Below are 22,544 nucleotides of genomic sequence, written 5' to 3' on the forward strand. Positions count from 1 at the left end.
GAACTGCCATGGCCAAGCTTGGAACTCCGTTGTCTCCCTCCGCCACCCGCGTGCTGCTGCTGGGCTCGGGCGAACTCGGCAAGGAGGTGGCCATCGAGCTGCAGCGGCTGGGCGTGGAGGTGATCGCCGCCGACCGTTACGCCGACGCGCCGGCGATGCAGGTCGCACACCGCTCGCACGTGATCGACATGCTGGACGCGATGGCCCTGCGCGCGCTGATCGCCCAGGAGCAGCCGCACCTGGTAGTGCCGGAGATCGAGGCCATCCACACCGAGACCCTGGTCCAGCTGGAACAGGAGCAGGGCCTGCGGGTGATCCCGACCGCGCGTGCTGCACGCCTGACCATGGACCGCGAAGGCATCCGCCGCCTGGCCGCCGAAACCCTGGGCCTGCCGACCTCGCCGTACCGCTTCGTCGATACCGAGGCCGAGTACCGCGCTGCCGTGGCCGCCATCGGCCTGCCGTGCGTGGTCAAGCCGGTGATGTCGTCCTCGGGCAAGGGCCAGAGCACCCTGCGCAGCGAGGCGGACATCGCCCCGGCGTGGGACTACGCGCAGACCGGTGGCCGCGCCGGTGCGGGCCGCTGCATCGTCGAAGGTTTCATCGATTTCGATTACGAGATCACCCTGCTGACCGTGCGCCACGCCGGCGGCACCTCGTTCTGCGCACCGATCGGCCACCTGCAGAAGGACGGCGACTATCGCGAAAGTTGGCAGCCGCAGCCGATGTCGAGCGCGGCACTGGCGCGCGCGGAAGAGATCTCGCGCGCGATCACCGACGACCTCGGTGGCTGGGGCCTGTTCGGCGTGGAGCTGTTCGTGAAGGGCGACGAAGTGTGGTTCAGCGAAGTGTCGCCGCGCCCGCACGACACCGGCCTGGTGACGCTGGTATCGCAGGAGCTGAGCGAGTTCGCGCTGCACGCGCGCGCCATCCTCGGCCTGCCGATTCCGGTGATCCGCCAGAGCGGCCCGTCGGCCTCGTGCGCGCTGCTGGCGCACGGCGAGGGCGTGCCGTACTTCAACAACGTCGCCGCCGCCCTGCACGTGCCGGACACCGCCGTGCGCCTGTTCGGCAAGCCGAGCGTGCACGGCCATCGCCGCGTGGGCGTGACCCTGGCGCGCGCGGAAACCATTGACGAAGCACGCGCCATCGCGCGTGATGCCGCCGACGCCATCGGCGTCGAACTGCGCCCGTAAAGCGGTAGCGCCGGGCCATGCCCGGCGGCTTTCCCTGCGCTGCGTAAGTTTCCTGTAGAGCCGGGCCCACGCTACGCTCGGCTGCTTTTCAATCCGTGCCGCGCGCGAGAGCCGAGCGTGGGCTCGGCTCTACAGCGCAATCTGCCTTACGGCTTCACGTCCACCCACACCAGGTGGTGGTCGCTGCCGTCGGCGATCTTCGCCTCCGGGCTTTCATTGGCCGGCCAGAAGATGCCGCTGCCGATGTACTCGAAACCGGTCGAGGGCAGTACGTAGTCCAGGCGCATGGTGCCGGACTTCGGGCCGAAGTCGCCGGTGGCGTGGAACGGTGCGCCCTTGCGCTCGATGCCCTTGGCCGCATAGGCCAGGCTGGTCTGCTCACCGCCGACGCTGCGCGGGGTGGGGTAGCGCAGCACGCGGGCGTTCTCGATCAGCTCGACGATCGCCTCATGGCGGCCATCGCCGTCGACCGGGTCGTTGTTGAGGTCGCCCAGGATCACGAAGCGTGCGTCCTGCGCCAGGCCACCGCACTGGCCCTTGTCGTCACACAGCCACGGCTTGTCACCCTTGGAAAGGTACTCCTGCCACAGGCGCAGCTCGTCGTGGTTGCGCGCCGCGTTGCGCTTCTCCGGGCCGTCGAACACCGGCGGGGTCGGGTGCGAGACCAGCGCATGCACCACGCCGGCCGGGGTCTTCACCGGCACGTCCCAATTCGACTTCGACGACAGGCGCAGCTGCGACCACACCTGGTCGTTGTAGAAGCTCTGGCCGGTACGCGGATCGACCGGGCGGATGGCACCCGGCATCGCACTCCATTTCAGCAGCTGGAAGCTGCGTACCTTGGCTTCATCGATCGGGTAACGCGACAGCACCAGCATGCCGTACTGGCCCGGGTGCAGGCCGTAGCCCCACGCATCGTTGCCGCGGCTGCGGCCTTCGCCGCCGACCACGCCGTTGTTGTCCAGGTCCAGGCCACTGGGCACGCCGGTATTGACCGGGGCCAGATAGCGGTAGGCGAAATGCAGCGGCTTGCCGCCGCCGGGCTGGGCGACTTCCAGGTAGCGCTTCTGGAACAGGTCGGCGGCGCGATGGGCGTCGTCGAAATCGAATTCGTTCAGCAGCACCAGATCCGGGCGCACCTGCTGCAGTACCGCGGCGATCTTGCGTGCGTGCTCGCTGTCGCCTTCCAGTTCCTTGATCAGGCCACCGGCGTCGTCGGAGTACAGCGAGGTGTTGTAGGTAGCCAGGCGCAGCGCAGTGGACGGCTTTTCGGTCATCGCGGGGGACGTGGCGAAGGCAGGGGCGGTGGCGCCGCAGAGCAGGGCCAGGGCGAGGATCAGGGGATGGCGGCGGGTCATGTTCATGGGCCGTATTGTGCACCTGGCCTGGTGTCAGCGGTTTGTCAGCGCCCGTCCAGTTCGTTGTCGAAATCGTGCCAGCGGCGGCCGTCGTACGCCTCCAGCGGATGGAAGCGGCGCTTGTAGTCCATCTTCTGGTGGCCGCGGATCCAGTAGCCCAGGTACACGTGTGGCAGGCCCTCGCGGCGCGCCCATTCAATCTGCTGCAGGATCGCGAAGGTGCCCAGCCCGCGCGCGGCGTGGTCCGGGTCGAAGAACGTGTAGACCGCCGACAGGCCGTGCTGGGTGACGTCGGTCACCGCCACCCCCAGCAGTTGGCTGGGCTGGCCGTCGTGGCCGGGCAGGCGCATTTCCATGAAACGGGTGTGCGACCAGCTGCCGATCAGGAACTGCTCGAATTCGTGCGGGCCGTGGTCGTCCATGCCGCCATTGGCGTGGCGGTGGGTGAGATAGCGGTGATACAGCGCGAACAGGTCGTCGCGGGCGGTGGCGGCGGTGATCCGCACCTCCAGGTCGTCATTGCGGGCGGCACAACGGCGCTGGCTGCGGTCCGGAGCGAAGCGCGCCACCGGGATCCGCACCGCCACGCAGGCCTGGCAGTGCGCGCAATGGGGCCGGTAGACCAGATCGCCGCTGCGGCGGAAGCCCCAGCTCAGTGCCAGCGGATAGAGCGCACCGAGGCGGCGGTCGTTCGGGTCCAGCACCAGGTCGCGTGCCACCCGGTCCGACCAGTACCCGCAGGGGTGCTCGCCGGTCTGGAAAAGTCGCAGTTCGTCGTCTCTGTCGCCATGCATCGCCATGGGCACAGCATAGCCCCAGGTTGTCGCAGTGGCGGCGACTGTCCGCGGGATGAATGGCACCGGCAGCGGCGTCAACCGATGTCGCGCCCGGGCGTTGTTGTCCCCCGAGGGTGAAGTGATCACCCCGACGCTGTTCCCATCCCCAGGAGTGACCTCATGATCCGTACCCCCCTGCTGCTGGCCCTGCTGCTCGGCACCTCCGCTTCCGGTATCGCGCTCGCTGCCGACACCCCGGCCACGCCCGCGCAGCGTCCGGCCAAACTGGACACCAACGGCGACGGCGTCATCGACCGCGGCGAAGCCGCTGCCAACCCGCGCCTGGCCGCGAAGTTCGACGAGCTGGACAAGAACAAGGACGGCAAGCTCTCGCGCGATGAGCTGCCGCGCTGGAAGCATGGCCGCCGTGGCCACGGCGGTGAGCGCTGGGCCAAGCTGGACGTCAACAAGGACGGCCGCATCAGCCGCGAGGAAGCCAAGGCCGATCCGCGCCTGGCCGCGCGCTTCGACCAGCGTGATCTGAACAAGGACGGCTATCTGGACAAGGCCGACCGCGAGCTGCGCATGAAGCAGCATCGTGATGCCTGGTTCGCTGCCGCCGACACCAACAAGGACGGCCAGCTGAGCAAGGCCGAGTTCGACGCCGCCAAGGGCCCGATGCACGGTGGCCCGCGCCATGGCGGTCCGCGCGACGGTGGCGCACCGGCGCCGCAGCGCTGAGGGTCGACGCAGTGAATGACGACAACGCCGGCAGACTGCCGGCGTTGTCCGTTATACGTTTCCGCTGCGCATCAATGCATACACCACCAGGGCGATCACGAAGACGTTCGCGCCGATGATGCCGGTGCGCCCGTAGACGGATTCGTATTGCCAGTTGGTTCCGCTGCGGCCGCGCCGCGCCGAATCACGCGCGATCATGGGGGCCATCACGCGCTGCAGCGGCACCAGGCACTGGTAGTTCACCGTACCCAGGCCGATGACGAGAATGGCAAGTTGCAGCCACAGCGGCACCTGCAGCATCAGCGAAACCAACAGGCTGGTGCAGACGACCATCGCAGTGAACGTATTGAGGTGCACGAACCGTCGCACGGCCGCCCGTTCCTGCGGGGTGTCTGCGAAGCGCAGCAGGAAGCGGCCCCCCAGATAGCTGCCGATGATGCCACCGACGACGCCCCCGGCAACGGCGGCCCAGTTGCTGGCGGGTATCAGGTGCAGCTGGCTGGCGGCGGCCGTCAGTGAACCCATGGCTGCGCCGCCTGCGGCACTGACGCCGCCCAGGCCCAGCTTGCTGCCGCCCACGCCGACGCCGGTGCTGAGCAGGATCGCGGCACTGGCGGTGCCGGGTGCGGCCACCAGGACCATCGACACCACGGCGGTGGCGAATGCAGCGCTCGGCGCGCTGCTGCGTGCGAACTCACCGAAGCGCTGCAGCAGGCCGTCGCGCACCAGGGTGCGGGCGCGCGACAGGCGCTTGCGCACCGCCACGTCGCTGAGACCGAGCAGGTCGGCCACCTGCTGCGAGCGCTGGCCTTCGCGGTAGTACAGCAACAGCACTTCGCGGCTGTCGGCGGGTAGGGTGGAGATGATGTCCTCGGCGGCGATTTCTTCCTCCACCCGCTGCAGGCGATCGGCGGCGCCCGGCGACGGATCTGCGGCCATCCCCATCGCCACCTCGGCCGCCTCCCCGGTCAGTGGACGGCCACGCTGGGCGCGCAGCCAGTCGCGGGCCAGGTTGCGGGTGATCTGCCGCAGCCACGGCAGGAAGCTGGTCGCGCTGCGCAGCTGGTGCAGCTGCTGCCAGCCCTTCACAAAGGCTTCCTGGGCAATGTCCTCGCTGGCCTGGCGGTCGCGGGTGATGGCCAGCGCGATGGCGGTGACCGTGTTCTGGCAGGCCAGCACGATGCGGCCGTAGGCGTGCTGGCAACCGCTGGCGGCAGCGGGCAGTTCGCGTTCCAGGGTCTGGTCGATCGATGCGGCGAACGTCGTCATGGCGGCGGCTCTCCTGCTGGGATTGTGTCCCATGACGGAGCTGCGCGCCCAATGTGACCGCAGATGCTGATGCATCTGCGGTCCGCGCATTCCACCTCATCCCCGCGCCGTTGGCGCACCCCCTTGAACAACAAGGGGGCTCCAATCCTGACGGGTTACGGTGAAGTCGCGACCCTGCTGCCAGGCCGCTGTGCTCGCCGGGCATGGCCCGGCGCTACCGCCTCTTACTTGGAGGGCTGGATACGGACCCGGATTTCTTCCTCTTCCGGCGCGGCCTGAGGGGCCGGTTGCGCCTGCTGCGGCTGGGCCTGCGCGGCAGGAGCCGGTGCGGCAGGTGCCGGGGCGCCGCGATGGCGCAGGCCGATCACCAGCGCCACGCCGGCGATCACCACCAGCAGGGCGATGCGGATGCGCCAGGCCCAGCCGCGGCCGCTGCCGCTCGTTTCGGCGGTGTCGCGGAAGGCGAACTCGGCGGTTGGGTGGTCGCGGCGGGTGGTGTCGAGCAGGCGGGCCTCGCGCAGGATTTCGCGTGCGCGCGGCTGATCGTCGGCGCGCACGATCCAGACTGCCGGGTAGGCGTTGGCGTTGCCAAGGTCGGTATAGCTGAACTGACCGCGGCGGCGGGTCTTGTACGAGCGCCCGTTGGTCACCTTGACGTCGATGCCGTGCTCGCGCAGCAGGTCGGCTACGCCTTCGACGGTTTCCACGCGCTGGCTGCTGAAGATCTGGCGCATCGGTTTACTCCTTGGCCGGCACGGCGGCGGCCGCGGCCTGGTCGGGAACCACGCGGATCAGGCCCTCCTGCGCGGTACTGGCCACCAGCACGCCGTTGCGGGTGAAGAACTGGCCGCGGGCCAGGCCGCGCGAATCCTGCGCGCTGGGGCTGTCCAGGGAGTACAGCAGCCAGTCGTCGGCGCGGAACGGGCGATGGAACCAGATCGCGTGGTCGAGCGAGGCCATCTGCACGTGCGGGTGGTAATAGCTGATGCCGTGCGGGAAGGTTGCCGTTCCCAGCAGGTGGAAATCGGAGGCATAGGCCAGCAGCGCCTGGTGCAGTTCCGGGGCGTCGCCGACCGGCTCGCTCAGGCGCAGCCACACCTGGTGGTAGGGCGGACGCTTGGGCGGGTTCAGTTCGTCACGCGGGTAGACATGGCGGAACTCGAACGGGCCGCCGCGCGACAGCCAGCGCTGCACCTTGATCGGCAGCCGCTCCAGCACTTCGGCCGGCAGCGGACGGTTCGGTTCGATGTCTTCCGGCTGCGGCACTTCGGGCATCTTGTGCTGGTGCTCGGCGCCGGTCTCGGCCTGCTGGAACGAGGCCGCGCAGAAGAAGATCACCTTGCCGTGCTGGATCGCAGTGACCCGGCGTACCGAGAAGCTGCCGCCGTCGCGGGTGCGGTCCACGTCGTAGACGATCGGGTGGTCGATGTTGCCGGCGCGCAGAAAGTAGGCGTGCAGTGAGTGCACGTGGCGGCCGTTGTCGACCGTGGCCTGGGCCGCGGCCAGCGCCTGGCCCAGCACCTGCCCGCCGAACACGTACTTGGTGCCGATGTCGCGGCTCTGCCCGCGGAACAGGTTGTCCTCCAGCCGCTCCAGGGTGAGCAGGTCGATCAGCTCGGAGACGACGGGTTCGGGCGTGTCGTTCAAGGGGGCGGCCACGGCAGTGAAAGAGGGCCTGATTATACCGGTCAGGGGTCAGTTCCCTTTCGCCCGGCGAAAGGGATCTGACCCCGGGCGAGGCAACCGCTATTTGCCGAGGCGGGCCACGAGCGCCTGCAGGGCGTTCTGTGCGTCCGGCGCAAACCAGGCCTCGACGAAGCGGTCGAGCTGGATCAGGTCCGGCTGCAGCGCCACGTGCAGGTCCGCGCGGGCGATGGCGCGGGTCAGCAGCATCGGCTGGCGCGGCTGCTTGAGCAGGTTCTGCAGCCAGGCCACGGCACGCGCGACCACCAGGTCACCTTCGGCCAGTTCGTCGACCAGGCCGATCTGCAGCGCCTGTTCGGCCGGCACCAGCGAACCGGTGGTCAGCAGGACACCGGCGCGGTGCACGCCCACCGCACGGCGCAGCAGGCGCTGGATGCCCTCCGGTGCGATCAGGCCGACCTGCACTTCGTTCAGGCCGATGGCATATGGTCGCGACGGATCGGCGCTGCGCGTCATGACGCGGTAGTCGCAGCACAGGGCCAGCACGCAGCCACCCGCCGGGGCGTGGCCGGTGATCGCCGCGACCACCGGAATGCGGCTCTCGGCCAGCGTGCGCACGGCGCCAAAGAAGGCGTTCCAGGTGTCCAGCAACTTGTGCTTGTCATCTCCATGCGAGAGCAGGTGCGGCACGTCCATGCCGCCGGTGAAGATGCGCTCGCTGCCCGACAGCACGATGCCGTGCGCGTCTTCGGCCATGGCCAGCTCGATGGCATGGATCAACTGCCGGCACAGTTCGGTGTCCAGTGCGTTGACCGGCGGCCGCGCCAGGCGCAGTTCGCGAATGGGGCCATGGTTGATCACCTCGATGAGCGTCGTCATGCTGCGGTCTCGTTGCGAAGAAGGAACCTGGACGATGATAACCAAACCATTCGTTGGCGTACTGTTGGTTCTGTGTGCGGCCGCAGCATCGGTTTCGGCGGCGGAACCGGCCTGCGTCACGGTGGAGCAGGGCTGGGCGCGGTTGCCACCGAATCCGGCGATGCCGATGACCGCCGGCTACGGCGTGATCCACAACGGCTGCAGCAAGGCGGTGGTGATCACCGGCGCAAGCAGTGCGGTGTTTGGCGATGTGTCGCTGCACGAAACCACCATCGTCGATGGGGTCAGCCGGATGCGCGCGATCGAGCGCCTGCCACTGGCACCGGGCGCGCGTGCCGAGCTCAAGCCCGGTGGCCTGCACCTGATGCTGATGCAGGGCAAGGGCCCGTTGAAGGAAGGCCAGGCGCTGCCGCTGCGGCTGCAGCTGGAAGGCGGTGGCGAAGCGAGTGCGGCGCTGACCGTGCGCAAGGCTGCGCCGTAGCGCGTCACCCGTTCCGCCGGGCATGGCCCGGCGCTACCAGTGATGATCCGGCGGTCATGCCTGGGTAGCGCCGGGCCATGCCCGGCGGGATGCTACGTCCAATCGTACGAGAACAGCACCGTGCGGCTCACCGGCTCATACAGCATCACTATCGCGTCGGCGCCGGTGGCGCACCAGTTGTAGCCAGCGACTTCGGCCACGGCGAAGAACTTGTGGCCACCGTGGCGGATGATCGCCAGTTCGGCATCATCTGGAGCATGCCGGTCGTTGGCGGCGTCGGTGAATTCCAGGGTGAAGGCGGCCGGAATATCGGCTGTTTCGATCCAGTTGCCACAGGAAATCCGTCCCCCCAGCGTATCCAGGTAATCGCGCTCGCTGGCCTCACCGTTGCCGTAGCGCGAGTAGCAGGCGAGACGGCCGTGCGCGGCATGGTAGTCGCGGGCCTTGGCGTAGCTCTCGCGCATCTGTGCGATGTGTTCCTGCGCGTGCTTGTCCTGCACCGCGTCGCCGATGAAATAGCCCTCGTTGCCGAGAAAGCGCATCTCGTTGCCGGCGGTCAGTTCGAAGGCGATCCAGTTGGTGCTGGTGAAATCGTTGTGGTGTTCTTCGGTGGTCTCGCCGATGCAGCCGTCATACGGCTCGATCGGGCACAGCATCGTTGCCACCTGGCCGGCCAGTTCCGGGCGCAGCACGCCCAGGTCGATCTTCAGCAGCGGCAGCAGATGCTGGGCGAGCCACGCCTGGTCAGCGGGGAAGACGTCGGTGGGGAAGGGGACCATGCCGGGCAGCAGGTCGCTCAGTTCAGTCTGGTGGATCATGTCAATCCTTTGAATTGCAACGGTAGCGCCGGGCCATGCCCGGCGGACCAGACGCCGACCAAGGTCGGCATCTACCAGAAGCGGATCAGCTCGACGCGCTGCGGATCGCCTCCGGCAGCGGTGCGCTCCTGCCGGTCTGCGTATCCATCCAGACCACCACCACGTTACCGTCGGAATACAGCTTCGAATCGTCCTGCTGGTCGACGATGCGGTGGCCGATGGTCACGCTGCTGTTGCCCAGGCGCTCGACGAACAGCTCGACCAGGATGTCGTTGGGCCACACGATCGGCAGCCGGTAGTTGACGTTGGTCGCGGCCACCACCGGTGCGATGCGGTCGGTCATCGACACGCCTTCAACGCCCAGCATCCAGCGCACGCGGGCTTCTTCCAGATAGGAAATGTACTTGGCGTTGTTGACGTGGCCCATGCTGTCCATGTCGCGCCACCGTACGCTGATCGGGATGCGGGCCAGGATCTTGTGTTCGCTGCTCATCAGGCGTCCTTCTTCTTGCGGGTCGTCGCGGTCTTGCTGGTCTTGCCGGTGCTCTTGGCAGCCACCGCCTTCTTCGCCGGCTTCTCAGGCTTCACCTTGCGTGGCGGACGGGCGTCGGGCTTGTTGGCCACCGCAGCCGGTTGCTCCGGGCGCGCGCTGGTGGAGGGCAGCATGCGGGCCAGGAACTGGCCGGTGTACGACTGCGGGCAGGCCGCCACGTCCTCCGGCGTGCCGGTGACCAGGATGGTGCCACCGCGATGGCCGCCTTCCGGTCCCAGATCCACAATCCAGTCGGCGGTCTTGATCACGTCCAGGTTGTGCTCGATCACCACCACCGTGTTGCCTTCGTCGCGCAGCTTGTGCAGCACGCCCAGCAGCGCTTCGATGTCGTGGAAGTGCAGGCCGGTGGTCGGCTCGTCCAGGATGTACAGGGTGCGGCCGGTATCGCGGCGCGACAGTTCCTTGGACAGCTTCACGCGCTGCGCTTCACCGCCGGACAGCGTGGTCGCGCTCTGGCCCAGCTTGATGTAGCTCAGGCCGACGTCGACCAGCGTTTCCAGCTTGCGCGCGATCGACGGCACCGGCTCGAACAGCTTCAGTGCATCCTCGACGGTCATTTCCAGCACGTCGTTGATGTTGAAGCCCTTGTACAGGATCTCCAGCGTCTCGCGGTTGTAGCGCTTGCCATGGCACACATCGCAGGGCACGTACACGTCCGGCAGGAAGTGCATTTCGACCTTGATCAGGCCGTCGCCCTGGCAGGCCTCGCAGCGGCCACCGCGCACGTTGAAGCTGAAGCGGCCCGGCGAGTAGCCGCGCGCACGCGCCTCGGGAACCTGTGCGAACAATTCGCGCAGGGGGGTGAACAGGCCGGTGTAGGTGGCCGGGTTCGAACGCGGGGTGCGGCCGATCGGCGACTGGTCGATGTCCACCACCTTGTCGAACAGGTCCAGGCCATCGATCTCCTTGTAGGGAGCGATCGGATGCGAGGCGCCGTTGATCTCGTTGGCGGCCAGCGAGAACAGGGTGTCGTTGATCAGGGTCGACTTGCCCGAGCCGGACACGCCGGTCACGCAGGTCAGCAGCCCCGACGGAATCGCCAGGTCCACGCCCTTCAGGTTGTTGCCGGTCGCCCCGCGCAGATGCAGGGTCATTTTCGGGTTCGGGGTGTGCCGGCGCGCCGGGATCTCGATCGCGCGCTTCCCCGAAAGGTACTGGCCGGTCAGCGAGCGTGGTGCCTCCAGGATGTCCTGCAGGGTGCCCTGGCCGACGATCTCGCCGCCGTGCACGCCCGCGCCCGGGCCGATGTCCAGCACATAGTCGGCCAGCCGGATCGCATCCTCGTCATGCTCGACCACGATCACCGTGTTGCCCAGGTCACGCAGGCGGGTGAGGGTGCCGAGCAGGCGTTCGTTGTCGCGCTGGTGCAGGCCGATCGACGGCTCGTCGAGCACGTACATCACGCCGACCAGGCCGGCGCCGATCTGGCTGGCCAGGCGGATGCGCTGCGCCTCGCCTCCGGACAAGGTGTCGGCCTTGCGCTCCAGGGTCAGGTAATCCAGGCCGACATCGACCAGGAAGCCGAGGCGTTCGCCGATCTCCTTGACGATCTTCGCGGCGATCTCGCCGCGCCAGCCCGGCAGGCTCAGTTCGCTGAAGAACTTCAGTGCCTCGTCGATCGGCAGCACCACCAGCTCCGGTAGCGGACGATCGGCCACGAACACGTTGCGTGCCGCCTTGTTCAGACGCGCGCCGTTGCATTCCGGGCACGGTTGCTCGCTGATGTACTTGGACAGTTCCTCGCGCACCGCCGCCGATTCGGTTTCCTTGTAGCGGCGTTCGAGGTTGGGAATGATGCCCTCGAAGCGATGCTTGCGCTGGGTGCGGCCACCGGCTTCGGTGAAGTAGGTAAAGGTGATCGTTTCGTCGCCGCTGCCGTACAGCACGGCCTGCTGCACCTTGGCCGACAGCGAGTTCCACGCGGCGTCCACGTCGAACTTGTAGTGCTTGGCCAGCGAGGCGATCAGCTGGAAGTAGTAGGCGTTGCGACGGTCCCAGCCACGCACCGCACCAGCGGCCAGCGACAGCTCCGGGTGCACCACCACGCGCGAAGGGTCGAAGAACTCGGCGATGCCCAGGCCATCGCAGCCGGGACAGGCACCCATCGGTGCGTTGAACGAGAACAGACGCGGTTCCAGCTCCGGCAGCGAGTAGTCGCAGACCGGGCAGGAGTACTTGGAGGAGAACAGTGCCGGCGTGGCGTCGGCGGCGTCCAGGCTCTGCACCGAGGCCATGCCATCGCCGAGCTTCAGCGCGGTCTCGAAGCTCTCGGCCAGGCGCTGCTTGATGTCCTCGCGCGGGCGGAAGCGGTCGATCACCGCCTCGATGGTGTGCTTCTGGCGCAGCGCCAGCGGCGGCACCGCATCGATTTCATGCAGCTCGCCGTCCACGCGCACACGCACGAAGCCCTGCGCGCGCAGCTGGTCGAACACCTGGGCGTGTTCGCCCTTGCGGTCGCGGATGACCGGGGCCAGCAGCATGTAGCGCTGTTCCGGGTCCAGGGTCAGTACCTGATCGACCATCTGGCTGACCGTCTGCGCTTCCAGCGGATAGCCGTGGTCCGGGCAGCGCGGAGTGCCGACGCGGGCGTACAGCAGGCGCAGGTAGTCGTAGATCTCGGTGATGGTGCCGACCGTCGAACGCGGGTTGTGCGAGGTCGACTTCTGCTCGATCGAGATGGCCGGAGACAGGCCTTCGATGTGGTCCAGGTCCGGCTTTTCCATCACGCTCAGGAACTGGCGCGCATAGGCCGACAGCGATTCGACGTAGCGGCGCTGGCCTTCTGCATAGATGGTGTCGAACGCCAGCGAGGACTTGCCCGAACCGGACAGGCCGGTGATCACGATCAGCTTGTCGCGGGGCAGGTCGAGGTCGAGGTTCTTCAGATTGTGCGTCCGCGCGCCGCGGATGCGGATGAAATCCATCGCCATGGGGGATCCGGTTGTGGGGGCGTTGGCTGGGTGCCGGGCCAGCAGGGAACGGCAATCGGTCAGCCTACCGAGGTGACCAGATGGGGGCAATGGGCGACAATGCCAGCCCGATGTCTCACCTGATGAGACAGGCCGACAGCTTTGTGTAGAGCCGGGCCATGCCCGGCTGCCTGGGCCCCGGACCGTTCAGCCGGGCATGGTTCGGCCCTACAGGGCCGGCCCCCGGGCTATGCAGGGGTTGACTTGACCCGCGCCCGCTGATCTGCGTACAATTCCGCTCCTGTCCGCCCTCGATGGCGGCAGCTCAGACCACAATAACTACAGAGGAAGGCCTGGTCATGTACGCAGTACTGGTCACCGGCGGTAAGCAATACCGCGTGGCGCAGGGCGAAAAGCTCCGCATTGAAAAGCTCGAAGTCGAAGTCGGCAGCGAGATCAAGTTTGACAACATCCTGATGCTGGGTGACAGCGACGGCGTGAAGCTGGGCGATGCGCTGAAGGGCGCTGCCGTCACCGCCAAGGTCCTGTCCCAGGGGCGTGCTGACAAGGTCCGGATCATCAAGTTCCGTCGCCGCAAGCACCACATGAAGCGTCAGGGTCACCGTCAGTACTACACCGAAATCGAGATCACCGGCATCGCCGGCTAAGCATCAGGAGAAGCAGTCATGGCACATAAAAAGGGCGTAGGCTCCTCGCGCAACGGTCGCGACTCCAACCCGAAGTACCTGGGCGTCAAGATCTTCGGCGGCCAGGCCATCGAAGCCGGCAACATCATCGTGCGTCAGCGCGGCACCCAGTTCCACCCGGGTTCGGGCGTTGGCCTGGGCCGTGACCACACCCTGTTCGCCCTCGTGGACGGCAAGGTGGAGTTCTCGGTCAAGGGCGCCAAGAAGCGTCGTACCGTCAGCATCGTCTCGGCCGACGCCTGATCCAGGCATCGCCGGCACCCATGCCCCGGCATGGCTGTGCTGGATGAAGAGCACGTTGCATGGAGAGCCCCGCTTCGGCGGGGCTTTTCGTTAGAGTGAACGCAAGACCGGCCATGCCGGGTTGTCGGCCCGCGGCCGGCATGACATTCAAGGCGACGGCAGTCAGGCCGCGCCCATCGCAGGCATCGAAACAATGAAACTGGTAGACGAAGCAGAAATCGAAGTGTTCGCCGGCAACGGCGGCAACGGCTGCATTGGCTTCCGTCGCGAGAAGTTCATTCCGCTCGGCGGCCCGGACGGCGGCGACGGCGGTGCGGGCGGCAGCGTGTACATCCGCGCCGACGAAAACCTGAACACCCTGGTCGACTTCCGCCATGAGCGCATCTTCAAGGCGCAGCGTGGCGAGAACGGCATGGGGCGCCAGGCCTATGGCAAGGGCGGCGAAGACCTGACCATCACCGTGCCGGTCGGCACCGTGGTGATCAACGTCGCCACCGATGAAGTCATCGGCGACCTGACCCAGCACGGCGATCGCCTGCTGGTGGCCAAGGGTGGCCGTGGTGGCCTGGGCAACATGCATTTCAAGAGTTCGACCAACCGCTCGCCGCGCCAGGCGCTGCCGGGCGAGCCGGGCGAAGAGCGCACGCTGAAGCTGGAGTTGAAGCTGCTGGCCGACGTCGGCCTGCTGGGCTTCCCCAACGCCGGCAAGAGCACCCTGATCCGCGCCGTTTCGGCGGCGACGCCGAAGGTGGCCGATTACCCGTTCACCACGCTGTACCCGAACCTGGGTGTGGTGAAGGTGGAGAACTACCGCAGCTTCGTGATTGCCGACATTCCGGGCCTGATCGAAGGGGCCGCGGATGGCGCCGGCCTGGGTGCGCAGTTCCTGCGCCACCTGCAGCGCACCCGTCTGCTGCTGCACCTGGTGGACATCTCGCCGATGGAAGGTGGGGTGGAAGGCATTTCCCCGGTCGAGCAGGTGCGTGCGATCGAGCGCGAACTGGAAAAGCACGATCCGGAGCTGCTGCAGAAGCCGCGCTGGCTGGTGCTGAACAAGGCTGACCTGATGTTCGAAGACGAAGCGAAGGCCGCGGCCGAGCAGATCGTCGCCGAGCTGGGCTGGAAGGAGCCGTGGTTCCTGGTCTCGGCGCTGGGCCGCGAAGGCACCTTCCCGATCATGAGCCGGATCATGGCGTTCTTCGATCGCCAGAAGGAAGACGAGCTGGAAGCCCGCAACGCGCAGTGATGCCGTTGTGGTTCCGTGCAAAAACCCGGCTTCGGCTGGGTTTTTTGTTGGGACTGCTTTTTCTGTAGAGCCGAGCCATGCTCGGCTTTCCGCGCAGACGGCAGCCGAGCGTGGGCTCGGCTCTACATAAGCTGGATCGCAGGCAACAAAAAACCCGGCCGAGGCCGGGCTTTTGTCTGCAGCCCAAACCCCGAAGGGCAGGGCGGCAACGCCGGATCAGGCGGCCTTGAGGGCCTTGATGCGGTCGTTCAGGCGGCTCTTATGGCGAGCAGCCTTGTTCTTGTGGATCAGGCCACGCGCGCTGAAGCGATCCAGGATCGGCTGGGCAACGGCGAAGGCGGCTTCGGCGCCGGCGGCATCGTTGGCGTCCAGCGCCTTGATCACTTTCTTGACAGCGGTGCGCAGCATCGAGCGCTGAGCCACGTTGCGCGCGTTGCGCACGACGGTCTGCTTGGCGCGCTTCTTGGCGGACTTGATATTGGCCACGGTGGTGGTTTCCTGAAAAAATCGGTGTTATGGGAACAGCAAGCTAGCTAGTATGATGGCCCGAGAAATGCACGTCAAGTCGATTGTCAAGAGGGACGCTGAGTGAGTTCACCGAAGATGTTGCGAGGCCTGCTGTCGTTCAGCAGCATGACCATGGTCTCGCGGGTGCTCGGACTTGTCCGGGACCAGGTGATCACCACCACGTTCGGCACCAATGCGGTCACCGATGCGTTCTGGGTTGCCTTCAGGGTACCCAATTTCCTGCGCCGGTTGTTCGCCGAAGGCTCGTTCGCCACCGCTTTCGTGCCGGTGTTCACGGAAGTGAAGGAAACCCGCAGCCACGCCGAACTGCGTGAGTTGATGGCCCGCACCGCCGGTACCCTGGGTGGGGTGCTGATGCTGGTCACCGCCGTGGCGCTGATCTTCGCACCGCAGCTGGCCTCGGTCTTCTCAAGCGGCGTTGATACCGACCCGGTGAAGCAGGGCCTGCTGGTCGACCTGTTCCGCCTGACCTTCCCGTTCCTGTTGTTCGTCTCGCTCACCGCGCTGGCCGGCGGTGCGCTGAACAGCTTCCAGCGCTTCGCGATGCCGGCGCTGACCCCGGTCATCCTCAACCTGTGCATGATCGCCGGTGCGCTGTGGCTGGCGCCGCGGCTGGGCGGCACTCCAGAGAAGCAGATCCTGGCACTGGGCTGGGCGGTACTGGCCGCCGGCATCCTGCAGCTGCTGTTCCAGCTGCCGTCGCTGAAGGGTATCAACCTGCTGACCCTGCCGCGCTGGGGCTGGCGCCACCCGGGCGTGCGCAAAGTGATGACGCTGATGGTGCCGACCCTGTTCGGCTCGTCGGTGGCGCAGATCAACCTGCTGCTGGACACCGTCATCGCGGCCAAGCTGACCGATGGCTCGCAGTCCTGGCTTTCGCTGGCCGACCGCTTCCTGGAGCTGCCGCTGGGCGTGTTCGGCGTGGCGCTGGGCACGGTGATCCTGCCGGCGCTGGCCCGCCACCACGTGAGTACTGACCGCGAGGGCTTCTCGCGCTCGCTGGACTGGGGCCTGCGCATGACCCTGCTGATCTCGGTGCCGGCCATGCTGGGCCTGCTGCTGCTGGCCGAGCCGCTGATCGCGACCATCTTCCAGCATGGCCAGTTCAGCGCCTTCGACACCCGCATGACCGCGCTGTCGGTGTACGGCCTGAGCTTCGGCCTGCCGGCGTTCGCCCTGTTGAAGGTGGTGCTGCCGGCGTTCTACGCCCGCCAGGACACCAAGACGCCGGTCCGTGCCGGTGTGGCCGCGCTGGTGGCCAACATGGTGTTCAACTTCGCGCTGCTGGCCGTGCTGTACCAGGTGATGGTGCCCGATGAGCTGAAAGCGCAGGGCGTAATGGCGGCCATCGGCAAGCAGCCGGGCCTGCACCTGGCGCTGGGCATTGCCAGCGCACTGTCCAGTTACCTGAACCTGGGCCTGTTGTGGTACTGGCTGGGCAAGACCGACGTCTACCAGCGCCGGCCGGGCTGGGGCGGCTATCTGCTGCGCCTGCTGCTGGCCTGTGCGGCCATGGTTGGTGTGCTGCTGGCCCTGTTGCACTGGCTGCCAGCGTTCTCCGCGATGGGTGTCTGGGAGCGGATCGGCAGCCTGTCGCTGCTGGTCGGCGGTGGCGGTGCGACCTACGCGGTGGCCATGCTGGCGATGGGCTTCCGCCCGCGCGACCTGCGTGGGCATTGATCGCGGCCCGTGGCGGCTATACTTCAGGGTTACACCATTGAAACGGCGGCCCCGGTCGGGCCGGAACGAGAGTTGATGAGCAGGCTGTTCAGAAGCGTCGAGGGCGGGGAGCTGTTCCCGAACGGAAGCGTGGTCTGTATCGGTGCATTCGACGGCCTCCACCTGGGTCATCGTGCGCTGGTCCGCCACGCGGTTGCCCGCGCGCGCGCCTTGGGCGTGGCCGCGGTGGCCGTGGCGTTCGAGCCGCTGCCGCGTGAATTCTTCGCCCAGGGCACGCCGCCGCCGCGGCTGACCCTGGCCCGCAGCAAGGTCGAGATCCTGCGCGAGCTCGGTGTCGATGCGATCGGCCTGCTGCGTTTCGACGCGGCAATGGCGGCGATGCCGGCCGAGACCTTCGTGCACCAGCTGCTTGTCAATCGCCTGAGTGCGCGTGAGGTCTGGATCGGGCCGGAGTTCTGCTTCGGCAACCGCCGTCGCGGCGACCTGGCCCTGCTGCAGAAGATGGGCGCCGAACTGGGCTTTACCGCGGGTGAAATCGAAGCGGTCGACCTGCATGGCGAGCGCATCTCCAGCACCCGCATCCGCCAGCTGCTGCAGGAGGGCGACTTCGCCCGCGCCAACGATCTGCTGGGCCGACCGTACGCGATCAGCGGCCGGGTGGTGCGCGGGCGCCAGCTCGGCCGTACGCTGGGCTTCCCCACCGCCAACCTGCGTTTCCCGAAGACCCCTGCGCTGTCGGGCATCTACGCGACCTGGGTGCACGGCGTGTTCGACCAGCCGTGGCCGTCGGTGTCCAGCTTCGGCACGCGGCCGACGGTGGAGGGCGTGGAGCCGCTGCTGGAAGCCCACCTGTTCGATTTCCAGGGCGACCTGTACGGTCGACACATCGAAGTGGAATTCGTCGCCAAGCTGCGCGACGAAGAGAAATTCAATGATCTGGCGGCCCTGACCGACCAGATGCACCGCGACGCCGAACAGGCGCGCGCCATCCTTTCCGAACATAGATTGCGAGCCACTGCGTGAGCCAGGACTACAAGACCACCCTGAACCTGCCAGCCACCGAATTCCCGATGCGCGGCGACCTGCCCAAGCGCGAGCCGGGCATTCTGGCGCAGTGGGAAGCGCAGGGGCTCTACCAGCAGCTGCGCGACAACGCCGCCGGCCGCCCGTTGTTCGTGCTGCACGATGGCCCGCCGTACGCCAACGGCCGCATCCACCTGGGCCACGCGGTCAACAAGATCCTGAAGGACATCATCGTCAAGTCGCGCTACCTGGCCGGCTTCGATGCACCCTACGTGCCGGGCTGGGACTGCCATGGCCTGCCGATCGAGATCGCGGTCGAAAAGAAGTGGGGCAAGGTCGGCACCAAGCTCGACGCCGTTGAATTCCGGCAGAAGTGCCGCGAGTTCGCCGAAGAGCAGATCAACATCCAGCGCGTGGACTTCAAGCGCCTGGGCGTGACCGGTGACTGGGACAACCCGTACAAGACCCTGAGCTTCGACTTCGAAGCCAACGAGATCCGTGCGCTGGCCAAGGTCGTGGCCAATGGCCACCTGGTCCGCGGCGCCAAGCCGGTGTACTGGTGCTTCGACTGTGGCTCGGCGCTGGCCGAGGCCGAGATCGAATACCAGGAAAAGGAATCGCCGGCGATCGACGTGGCCTACGCCGCGCGTGATGCGCAGGCCATCGGGCAGGCGTTCGGCGTGAGCGTGCCGGCCGACGTCGAAGTGGCGGTGCCGATCTGGACCACCACCCCGTGGACGCTGCCGGCCTCGCTGGCGGTGTCGCTGGGTGCGGAAATCAACTACGTGCTGGCCGAAGGCCCGGCGCACAACGGCAAGCGCCGTTGGCTGGTGCTGGCTGCCGCGCTGGCCGAGCGCGCACTGCAGCGCTACGGCGTGGACGAAGTGGTGCTGCACGGTGAAACCACCGGCGCGGCGCTTGAAAACCAGCTCCTGGCGCATCCGTTCTACCCGGAACGCGGGATCCTGGTGCTCAACGGCGACCATGTGTCCGACGAGGACGGTACCGGTGCGGTGCATACCGCCCCCGGCCATGGCCAGGAAGACTTCGTGGTCAGCCAGAAGTACGGCCTGCTGGACAAGTACAACGCCGGCCAGGTGACCCCGATCGACGGCCGTGGCGTGTACCTGGAATCGACCCCGCCGGCCGGTGACGTGGTGCTGGCTGGCCAGCACCTGTGGAAGGCGCAGGAGGCCATCGTCGGCGTGCTGCGCGACAACGGTTCGCTCCTGGCGTTCCATCCGATCCGCCACAGCTACCCGCACTGCTGGCGCCACAAGACGCCGGTGGTGTTCCGCGCCACTCCGCAGTGGTTCATCTCGATGGACAAGGCCAACCTGCGCAACGATGCGCTGGCCGCCATCGACACCGTCGGCTGGTTCCCGACCTGGGGCAAGGCGCGCATCCAGAGCATGGTCGACGGTCGTCCGGACTGGACCATCTCGCGCCAGCGCACCTGGGGTGTGCCGATCGCACTGTTCACCCATCGCCAGACCGGCGAGATCCACCCGCGTTCGGTGGAACTGATGCAGCAGGTCGCCGACCGCGTCGAAGCCGAGGGCATCGACGTGTGGTATTCGCTGGATGCTGCCGAACTGCTGGGTGCCGAAGCGGCCGACTACGAGAAGGTCACCGACATCCTCGACGTCTGGTTCGATTCGGGCGTGACCCATGAGGGCGTGCTTGCCGCGCGTGGCTTCGGCAAGCCGGCCGACCTGTACCTGGAAGGTTCCGACCAGCACCGCGGCTGGTTCCAGTCCTCGCTGCTGACCGGCGTGGCGATCGACAAGCGCGCCCCGTACAAGCAGTGCCTGACCCACGGCTTCACCGTGGACGAGCACGGCCGCAAGATGTCCAAGTCGCTGGGCAACGGCATCGAGCCGCAGGACATCATGAACAAGCTGGGCGCGGACATCCTGCGCCTGTGGATCGCCTCGGCCGACTACAGCAACGAGATGTCGCTGTCGCAGGAGATCCTCAAGCGCAACGCCGACGCCTACCGTCGCCTGCGCAACACCGCGCGCTTCCTGCTCGGCAACCTGGACGGTTTCGATCCGGCCCAGCACCTGCAGCCGCTGGACCAGATGGTCGCGCTGGACCGCTGGATCGTGCATCGCGCGTGGGAACTGCAGGAGAAGATCAAGGCAGCCTACGATGGCTACAACATGGCCGAGATCGTGCAGCTGCTGCTGAACTTCTGCAGCGTGGACCTGGGCTCGCTGTACCTGGACGTGACCAAGGACCGCCTGTACACGATGCCGACCGATTCGCACGGTCGCCGTTCGGCACAGAGCGCGATGTACCACATCGCCGAAGCATTCACCCGCTGGGTCGCGCCGATCCTGACCTTCACCGCCGACGAGCTGTGGGGCTACCTGCCGGGCGAACGCGCCGGGCACGTGCTGTTCACCACCTGGTACGACGGCCTGGCGCCGCTGCCGGCCGATGCCCAGCTCAACGCCGCCGATTTCGACCAGTTGCTGGCCGTGCGCGAGCAGGTGGCCAAGGTGCTGGAACCGATGCGCGCCAACGGTGCCATCGGTGCCGCGCTGGAAGCGGAAATCACCATCGCCGCCAGCGAAGAGCAGGCCGCGCGCTGGCAGCCGCTGGCCGATGAACTGCGTTTCCTGTTCATCAGTGGTGACGTGCAGGTGCGTCCGGCGACCACCGACGAGGTGTTCGTCAGCGCCCAGCCGACCACCAAGGCCAAGTGCGTGCGTTGCTGGCACCACCGCGCCGACGTCGGCAGCAATGCCGATCATCCGGAGCTGTGCGGTCGCTGCGTGAGCAACATCACCGGTGCCGGTGAAGTGCGGAGCTGGTTCTGATGGCCGCGCCCCGTCCACATCCGAACGCCCTGGTCTGGCTGCTGCTGTCGGCGGCCATCATCGGCCTGGACCAGTGGTCCAAGGCCTGGGTCCTGTCGAGCCTGCCGGAGTTCCAGCCGGTGGTGGTCATCGATGGCTTCTGGAACTGGTACCGCACCTACAACACCGGTGCAGCGTTCAGTTTCCTGAGCGACGCCGGTGGCTGGCAGAAGCACTTCTTCACCGTGCTGGCGATCGCCATCAGCGGCCTGATGGCCTGGTGGCTGCGCGGCACCGCCCGTGGCAACTGGAAGGCCGCGGTGCCGTATGCACTGATCATCGGCGGCGCCATCGGCAACGTGATCGACCGCCAGGTGCACGGTCACGTGGTTGATTTCATCCAGTGGTACGTGGGCAGCTACACCTGGCCCTCGTTCAACATTGCCGATTCGGCCATCGTGGTGGGGGCCATCGGCATCGCCCTGTTTGGCCTGTTCGACGGCAAGTCCGCCAAAAAGGCGGATAATGCCAACCCGAAACCGTAAGCCGGCCGCTGCCGGGAGACTGAACTGATGGATGTGCTGCTCGCCAACCCGCGTGGTTTCTGTGCCGGTGTCGATCGTGCGATCGAGATCGTCAAGCGCGCGATCGAAACGCTGGGCGCACCCATCTACGTCCGCCATGAAGTGGTGCACAATCGCTTCGTGGTCGACGACCTGAAGCAGCGCGGCGCGATCTTCGTCGAGGAACTGGACGAAGTGCCGGACAACAACACGGTGATCTTCAGCGCGCATGGCGTGTCCCAGGCGGTGCGCCAGGAAGCCGAGCGCCGTGGCCTGAAGGTGTTCGACGCCACCTGCCCGCTGGTGACCAAGGTCCACTTCGAGGTCGCCCGCCACTGCCGTGCCGGCCGTGACGTGGTGCTGATCGGCCACGCCGGTCACCCGGAAGTGGAAGGCACCATGGGCCAGTGGAACCGCGAAGCCGGCACCGGCCAGATCTACCTGGTGGAGGACGTGGAGCAGGTTGCCACGCTGCACATCAACCAGCCGGAAAACTTCGCCTACACCACCCAGACCACGCTGTCGGTGGACGACACGCGCGGCATCATCGATGCATTGCGCGAGCGCTTCCCGGCGATGCAGGGCCCGAAGAACGACGACATCTGCTACGCCACGCAGAACCGCCAGGACGCCGTGCGCGACCTGGCCAAGCGCTGCGACCTGGTGCTGGTGGTCGGTTCGCCGAACAGCTCCAACTCCAACCGTCTGAGCGAGCTGGCCCGCCGTGAGGGCGTGGAGTCGTACCTGATCGACGGCGCGCACGAGATCGATCCGGCGTGGGTGGCAGGCAAGCAGCACATCGGCGTGACCGCAGGTGCCTCGGCGCCGCAGGTGCTGGTCGATGGCGTGCTGGCGCGCCTGGCCGAGCTGGGCGCCAGCGGCGTGGGCGAGCTGGACGGCGAACCGGAATCGATGGTGTTCGCGCTGCCGAAGGAACTGCGCCTGCGCCTGGTCGACTGACCGGGAAGCGCCTCATCCACGCATGGCGTGGATCTACTGAAACTGCTCTGGTGGGTGCGAACCTTGCTTCGCACGCTTTTTGGCATGCGTGGATGAGCGGCCCGCCCATGACCTTTGGCCATGGGGCGGGGCACTTTACAGGCCTAGCATCGGAAGATTCTCC

The 22,544-nt window shown here is 67.0% G+C and carries 21 protein-coding genes; 11 read left to right on the forward strand and 10 right to left on the reverse strand.

What is annotated here, in order from left to right; translation table 11 throughout:
- The first annotated feature begins 8 nt into the window (after window positions 1-8).
- Complete coding sequence (gene purT / locus AC5P6E_RS14780) at window positions 9-1,196, forward strand: formate-dependent phosphoribosylglycinamide formyltransferase (RefSeq protein ID WP_099560424.1); 1,188 nt, start codon at window positions 9-11, stop codon at window positions 1,194-1,196.
- Window positions 1,197-1,342: 146 nt separating this feature from the next.
- On the opposite strand, the gene AC5P6E_RS14785 is transcribed toward purT, so the two are convergent.
- Both AC5P6E_RS14785 and AC5P6E_RS14790 read right to left on the reverse strand, forming a co-directional pair.
- On the reverse strand, window positions 1,343-2,560 hold the full coding sequence (locus AC5P6E_RS14785; RefSeq protein WP_495231070.1) for an endonuclease/exonuclease/phosphatase family protein: 1,218 nt from the start codon (window positions 2,558-2,560) through the stop codon (window positions 1,343-1,345).
- A gap of 38 nt (window positions 2,561-2,598) precedes the next feature.
- Entirely contained in the window at window positions 2,599-3,354 is a 756-nt protein-coding gene (locus AC5P6E_RS14790) for an arginyltransferase (protein WP_313208399.1), read from the reverse strand.
- 156 nt (window positions 3,355-3,510) lie between these two features.
- Between AC5P6E_RS14790 and AC5P6E_RS14795 the strand changes: the two genes are divergently transcribed.
- Window positions 3,511-4,071 carry an EF-hand domain-containing protein gene (locus AC5P6E_RS14795; protein WP_099560426.1) on the forward strand — a complete coding sequence of 187 codons (561 nt, stop codon included), beginning with the start codon at window positions 3,511-3,513 and terminating at the stop codon, window positions 4,069-4,071.
- A 51-nt stretch (window positions 4,072-4,122) separates the two neighbouring features.
- Here AC5P6E_RS14795 and AC5P6E_RS14800 read toward each other — a convergent pair whose 3' ends face one another.
- From AC5P6E_RS14800 to AC5P6E_RS14815, 4 genes are all read right to left on the reverse strand, one after another.
- Complete coding sequence (locus tag AC5P6E_RS14800; RefSeq protein WP_495231071.1) at window positions 4,123-5,340, reverse strand: RNA polymerase sigma factor; 1,218 nt, start codon at window positions 5,338-5,340, stop codon at window positions 4,123-4,125.
- Window positions 5,341-5,564: 224 nt separating this feature from the next.
- Window positions 5,565-6,074 carry a pathogenicity-like protein gene (locus AC5P6E_RS14805; protein WP_043396735.1) on the reverse strand — a complete coding sequence of 170 codons (510 nt, stop codon included), beginning with the start codon at window positions 6,072-6,074 and terminating at the stop codon, window positions 5,565-5,567.
- A 4-nt stretch (window positions 6,075-6,078) separates the two neighbouring features.
- Window positions 6,079-6,999, reverse strand: a complete 921-nt coding sequence (gene tesB / locus AC5P6E_RS14810) for an acyl-CoA thioesterase II (RefSeq protein ID WP_005408551.1) — start codon at window positions 6,997-6,999, stop codon at window positions 6,079-6,081.
- Between the two features lie 87 nt (window positions 7,000-7,086).
- Entirely contained in the window at window positions 7,087-7,863 is a 777-nt protein-coding gene (locus AC5P6E_RS14815) for an enoyl-CoA hydratase/isomerase family protein (RefSeq protein WP_019337499.1), read from the reverse strand.
- 34 nt (window positions 7,864-7,897) lie between these two features.
- Between AC5P6E_RS14815 and AC5P6E_RS14820 the strand changes: the two genes are divergently transcribed.
- Window positions 7,898-8,344 (forward strand): copper chaperone PCu(A)C, encoded by a 447-nt coding sequence (locus AC5P6E_RS14820; protein ID WP_010483333.1) that lies wholly within the window; start codon window positions 7,898-7,900, stop codon window positions 8,342-8,344.
- A 92-nt stretch (window positions 8,345-8,436) separates the two neighbouring features.
- Here AC5P6E_RS14820 and AC5P6E_RS14825 read toward each other — a convergent pair whose 3' ends face one another.
- The 3 genes from AC5P6E_RS14825 to uvrA all read right to left on the reverse strand — a co-directional run bounded on the left by AC5P6E_RS14825 (window position 8,437) and on the right by uvrA (window position 12,645).
- Window positions 8,437-9,162, reverse strand: coding sequence for a hypothetical protein (locus tag AC5P6E_RS14825; protein WP_019337500.1), 726 nt, complete (start codon window positions 9,160-9,162; stop codon window positions 8,437-8,439).
- An 85-nt stretch (window positions 9,163-9,247) separates the two neighbouring features.
- Window positions 9,248-9,655: an acyl-CoA thioesterase gene (locus AC5P6E_RS14830; protein WP_010483330.1), complete on the reverse strand. Its 408-nt coding sequence runs from the start codon at window positions 9,653-9,655 to the stop codon at window positions 9,248-9,250.
- Window positions 9,655-12,645, reverse strand: coding sequence for an excinuclease ABC subunit UvrA (gene uvrA / locus AC5P6E_RS14835; protein WP_495231072.1), 2,991 nt, complete (start codon window positions 12,643-12,645; stop codon window positions 9,655-9,657). The genes AC5P6E_RS14830 and uvrA overlap by 1 nt, the downstream gene beginning before the upstream one ends.
- A 338-nt stretch (window positions 12,646-12,983) precedes the next feature.
- Here uvrA and rplU point away from each other — a divergent pair, with 338 nt between their 5' ends.
- The 3 genes from rplU (at window position 12,984) to cgtA (ending at window position 14,820) form a co-directional block, all read left to right on the forward strand.
- Window positions 12,984-13,292, forward strand: a complete 309-nt coding sequence (rplU, locus tag AC5P6E_RS14840; RefSeq protein WP_005408557.1) for a 50S ribosomal protein L21 — start codon at window positions 12,984-12,986, stop codon at window positions 13,290-13,292.
- Window positions 13,293-13,310: 18 nt separating this feature from the next.
- Window positions 13,311-13,574 carry a 50S ribosomal protein L27 gene (gene rpmA / locus AC5P6E_RS14845; RefSeq protein WP_005415704.1) on the forward strand — a complete coding sequence of 88 codons (264 nt, stop codon included), beginning with the start codon at window positions 13,311-13,313 and terminating at the stop codon, window positions 13,572-13,574.
- Window positions 13,575-13,767: 193 nt separating this feature from the next.
- Window positions 13,768-14,820 carry an Obg family GTPase CgtA gene (gene cgtA, locus AC5P6E_RS14850; protein ID WP_049455611.1) on the forward strand — a complete coding sequence of 351 codons (1,053 nt, stop codon included), beginning with the start codon at window positions 13,768-13,770 and terminating at the stop codon, window positions 14,818-14,820.
- A gap of 216 nt (window positions 14,821-15,036) precedes the next feature.
- On the opposite strand, the gene rpsT is transcribed toward cgtA, so the two are convergent.
- Window positions 15,037-15,306, reverse strand: a complete 270-nt coding sequence (rpsT, locus tag AC5P6E_RS14855) for a 30S ribosomal protein S20 (protein ID WP_005408560.1) — start codon at window positions 15,304-15,306, stop codon at window positions 15,037-15,039.
- 117 nt (window positions 15,307-15,423) lie between these two features.
- Here rpsT and murJ point away from each other — a divergent pair, with 117 nt between their 5' ends.
- The 5 genes from murJ to ispH all read left to right on the forward strand — a co-directional run bounded on the left by murJ (window position 15,424) and on the right by ispH (window position 22,381).
- On the forward strand, window positions 15,424-17,028 hold the full coding sequence (gene murJ, locus AC5P6E_RS14860) for a murein biosynthesis integral membrane protein MurJ (RefSeq protein ID WP_029550764.1): 1,605 nt from the start codon (window positions 15,424-15,426) through the stop codon (window positions 17,026-17,028).
- A gap of 75 nt (window positions 17,029-17,103) precedes the next feature.
- The gene (locus tag AC5P6E_RS14865; RefSeq protein ID WP_010483316.1) at window positions 17,104-18,051 is read left to right on the forward strand and encodes a bifunctional riboflavin kinase/FAD synthetase; all 948 of its coding nucleotides are present in this window, start codon (window positions 17,104-17,106) and stop codon (window positions 18,049-18,051) included.
- Window positions 18,048-20,879, forward strand: a complete 2,832-nt coding sequence (gene ileS, locus AC5P6E_RS14870; protein WP_312390481.1) for an isoleucine--tRNA ligase — start codon at window positions 18,048-18,050, stop codon at window positions 20,877-20,879. Before AC5P6E_RS14865 ends, ileS begins: the two co-directional genes overlap by 4 nt.
- Window positions 20,879-21,403: a signal peptidase II gene (gene lspA, locus AC5P6E_RS14875; protein WP_019337504.1), complete on the forward strand. Its 525-nt coding sequence runs from the start codon at window positions 20,879-20,881 to the stop codon at window positions 21,401-21,403. Before ileS ends, lspA begins: the two co-directional genes overlap by 1 nt.
- A 27-nt stretch (window positions 21,404-21,430) precedes the next feature.
- The gene (gene ispH, locus AC5P6E_RS14880) at window positions 21,431-22,381 is read left to right on the forward strand and encodes a 4-hydroxy-3-methylbut-2-enyl diphosphate reductase (protein WP_019337505.1); all 951 of its coding nucleotides are present in this window, start codon (window positions 21,431-21,433) and stop codon (window positions 22,379-22,381) included.
- Window positions 22,382-22,544 lie beyond the last annotated feature (163 nt).

Source organism: Stenotrophomonas sp. YJH_SMC_16 (assembly GCF_059367875.1).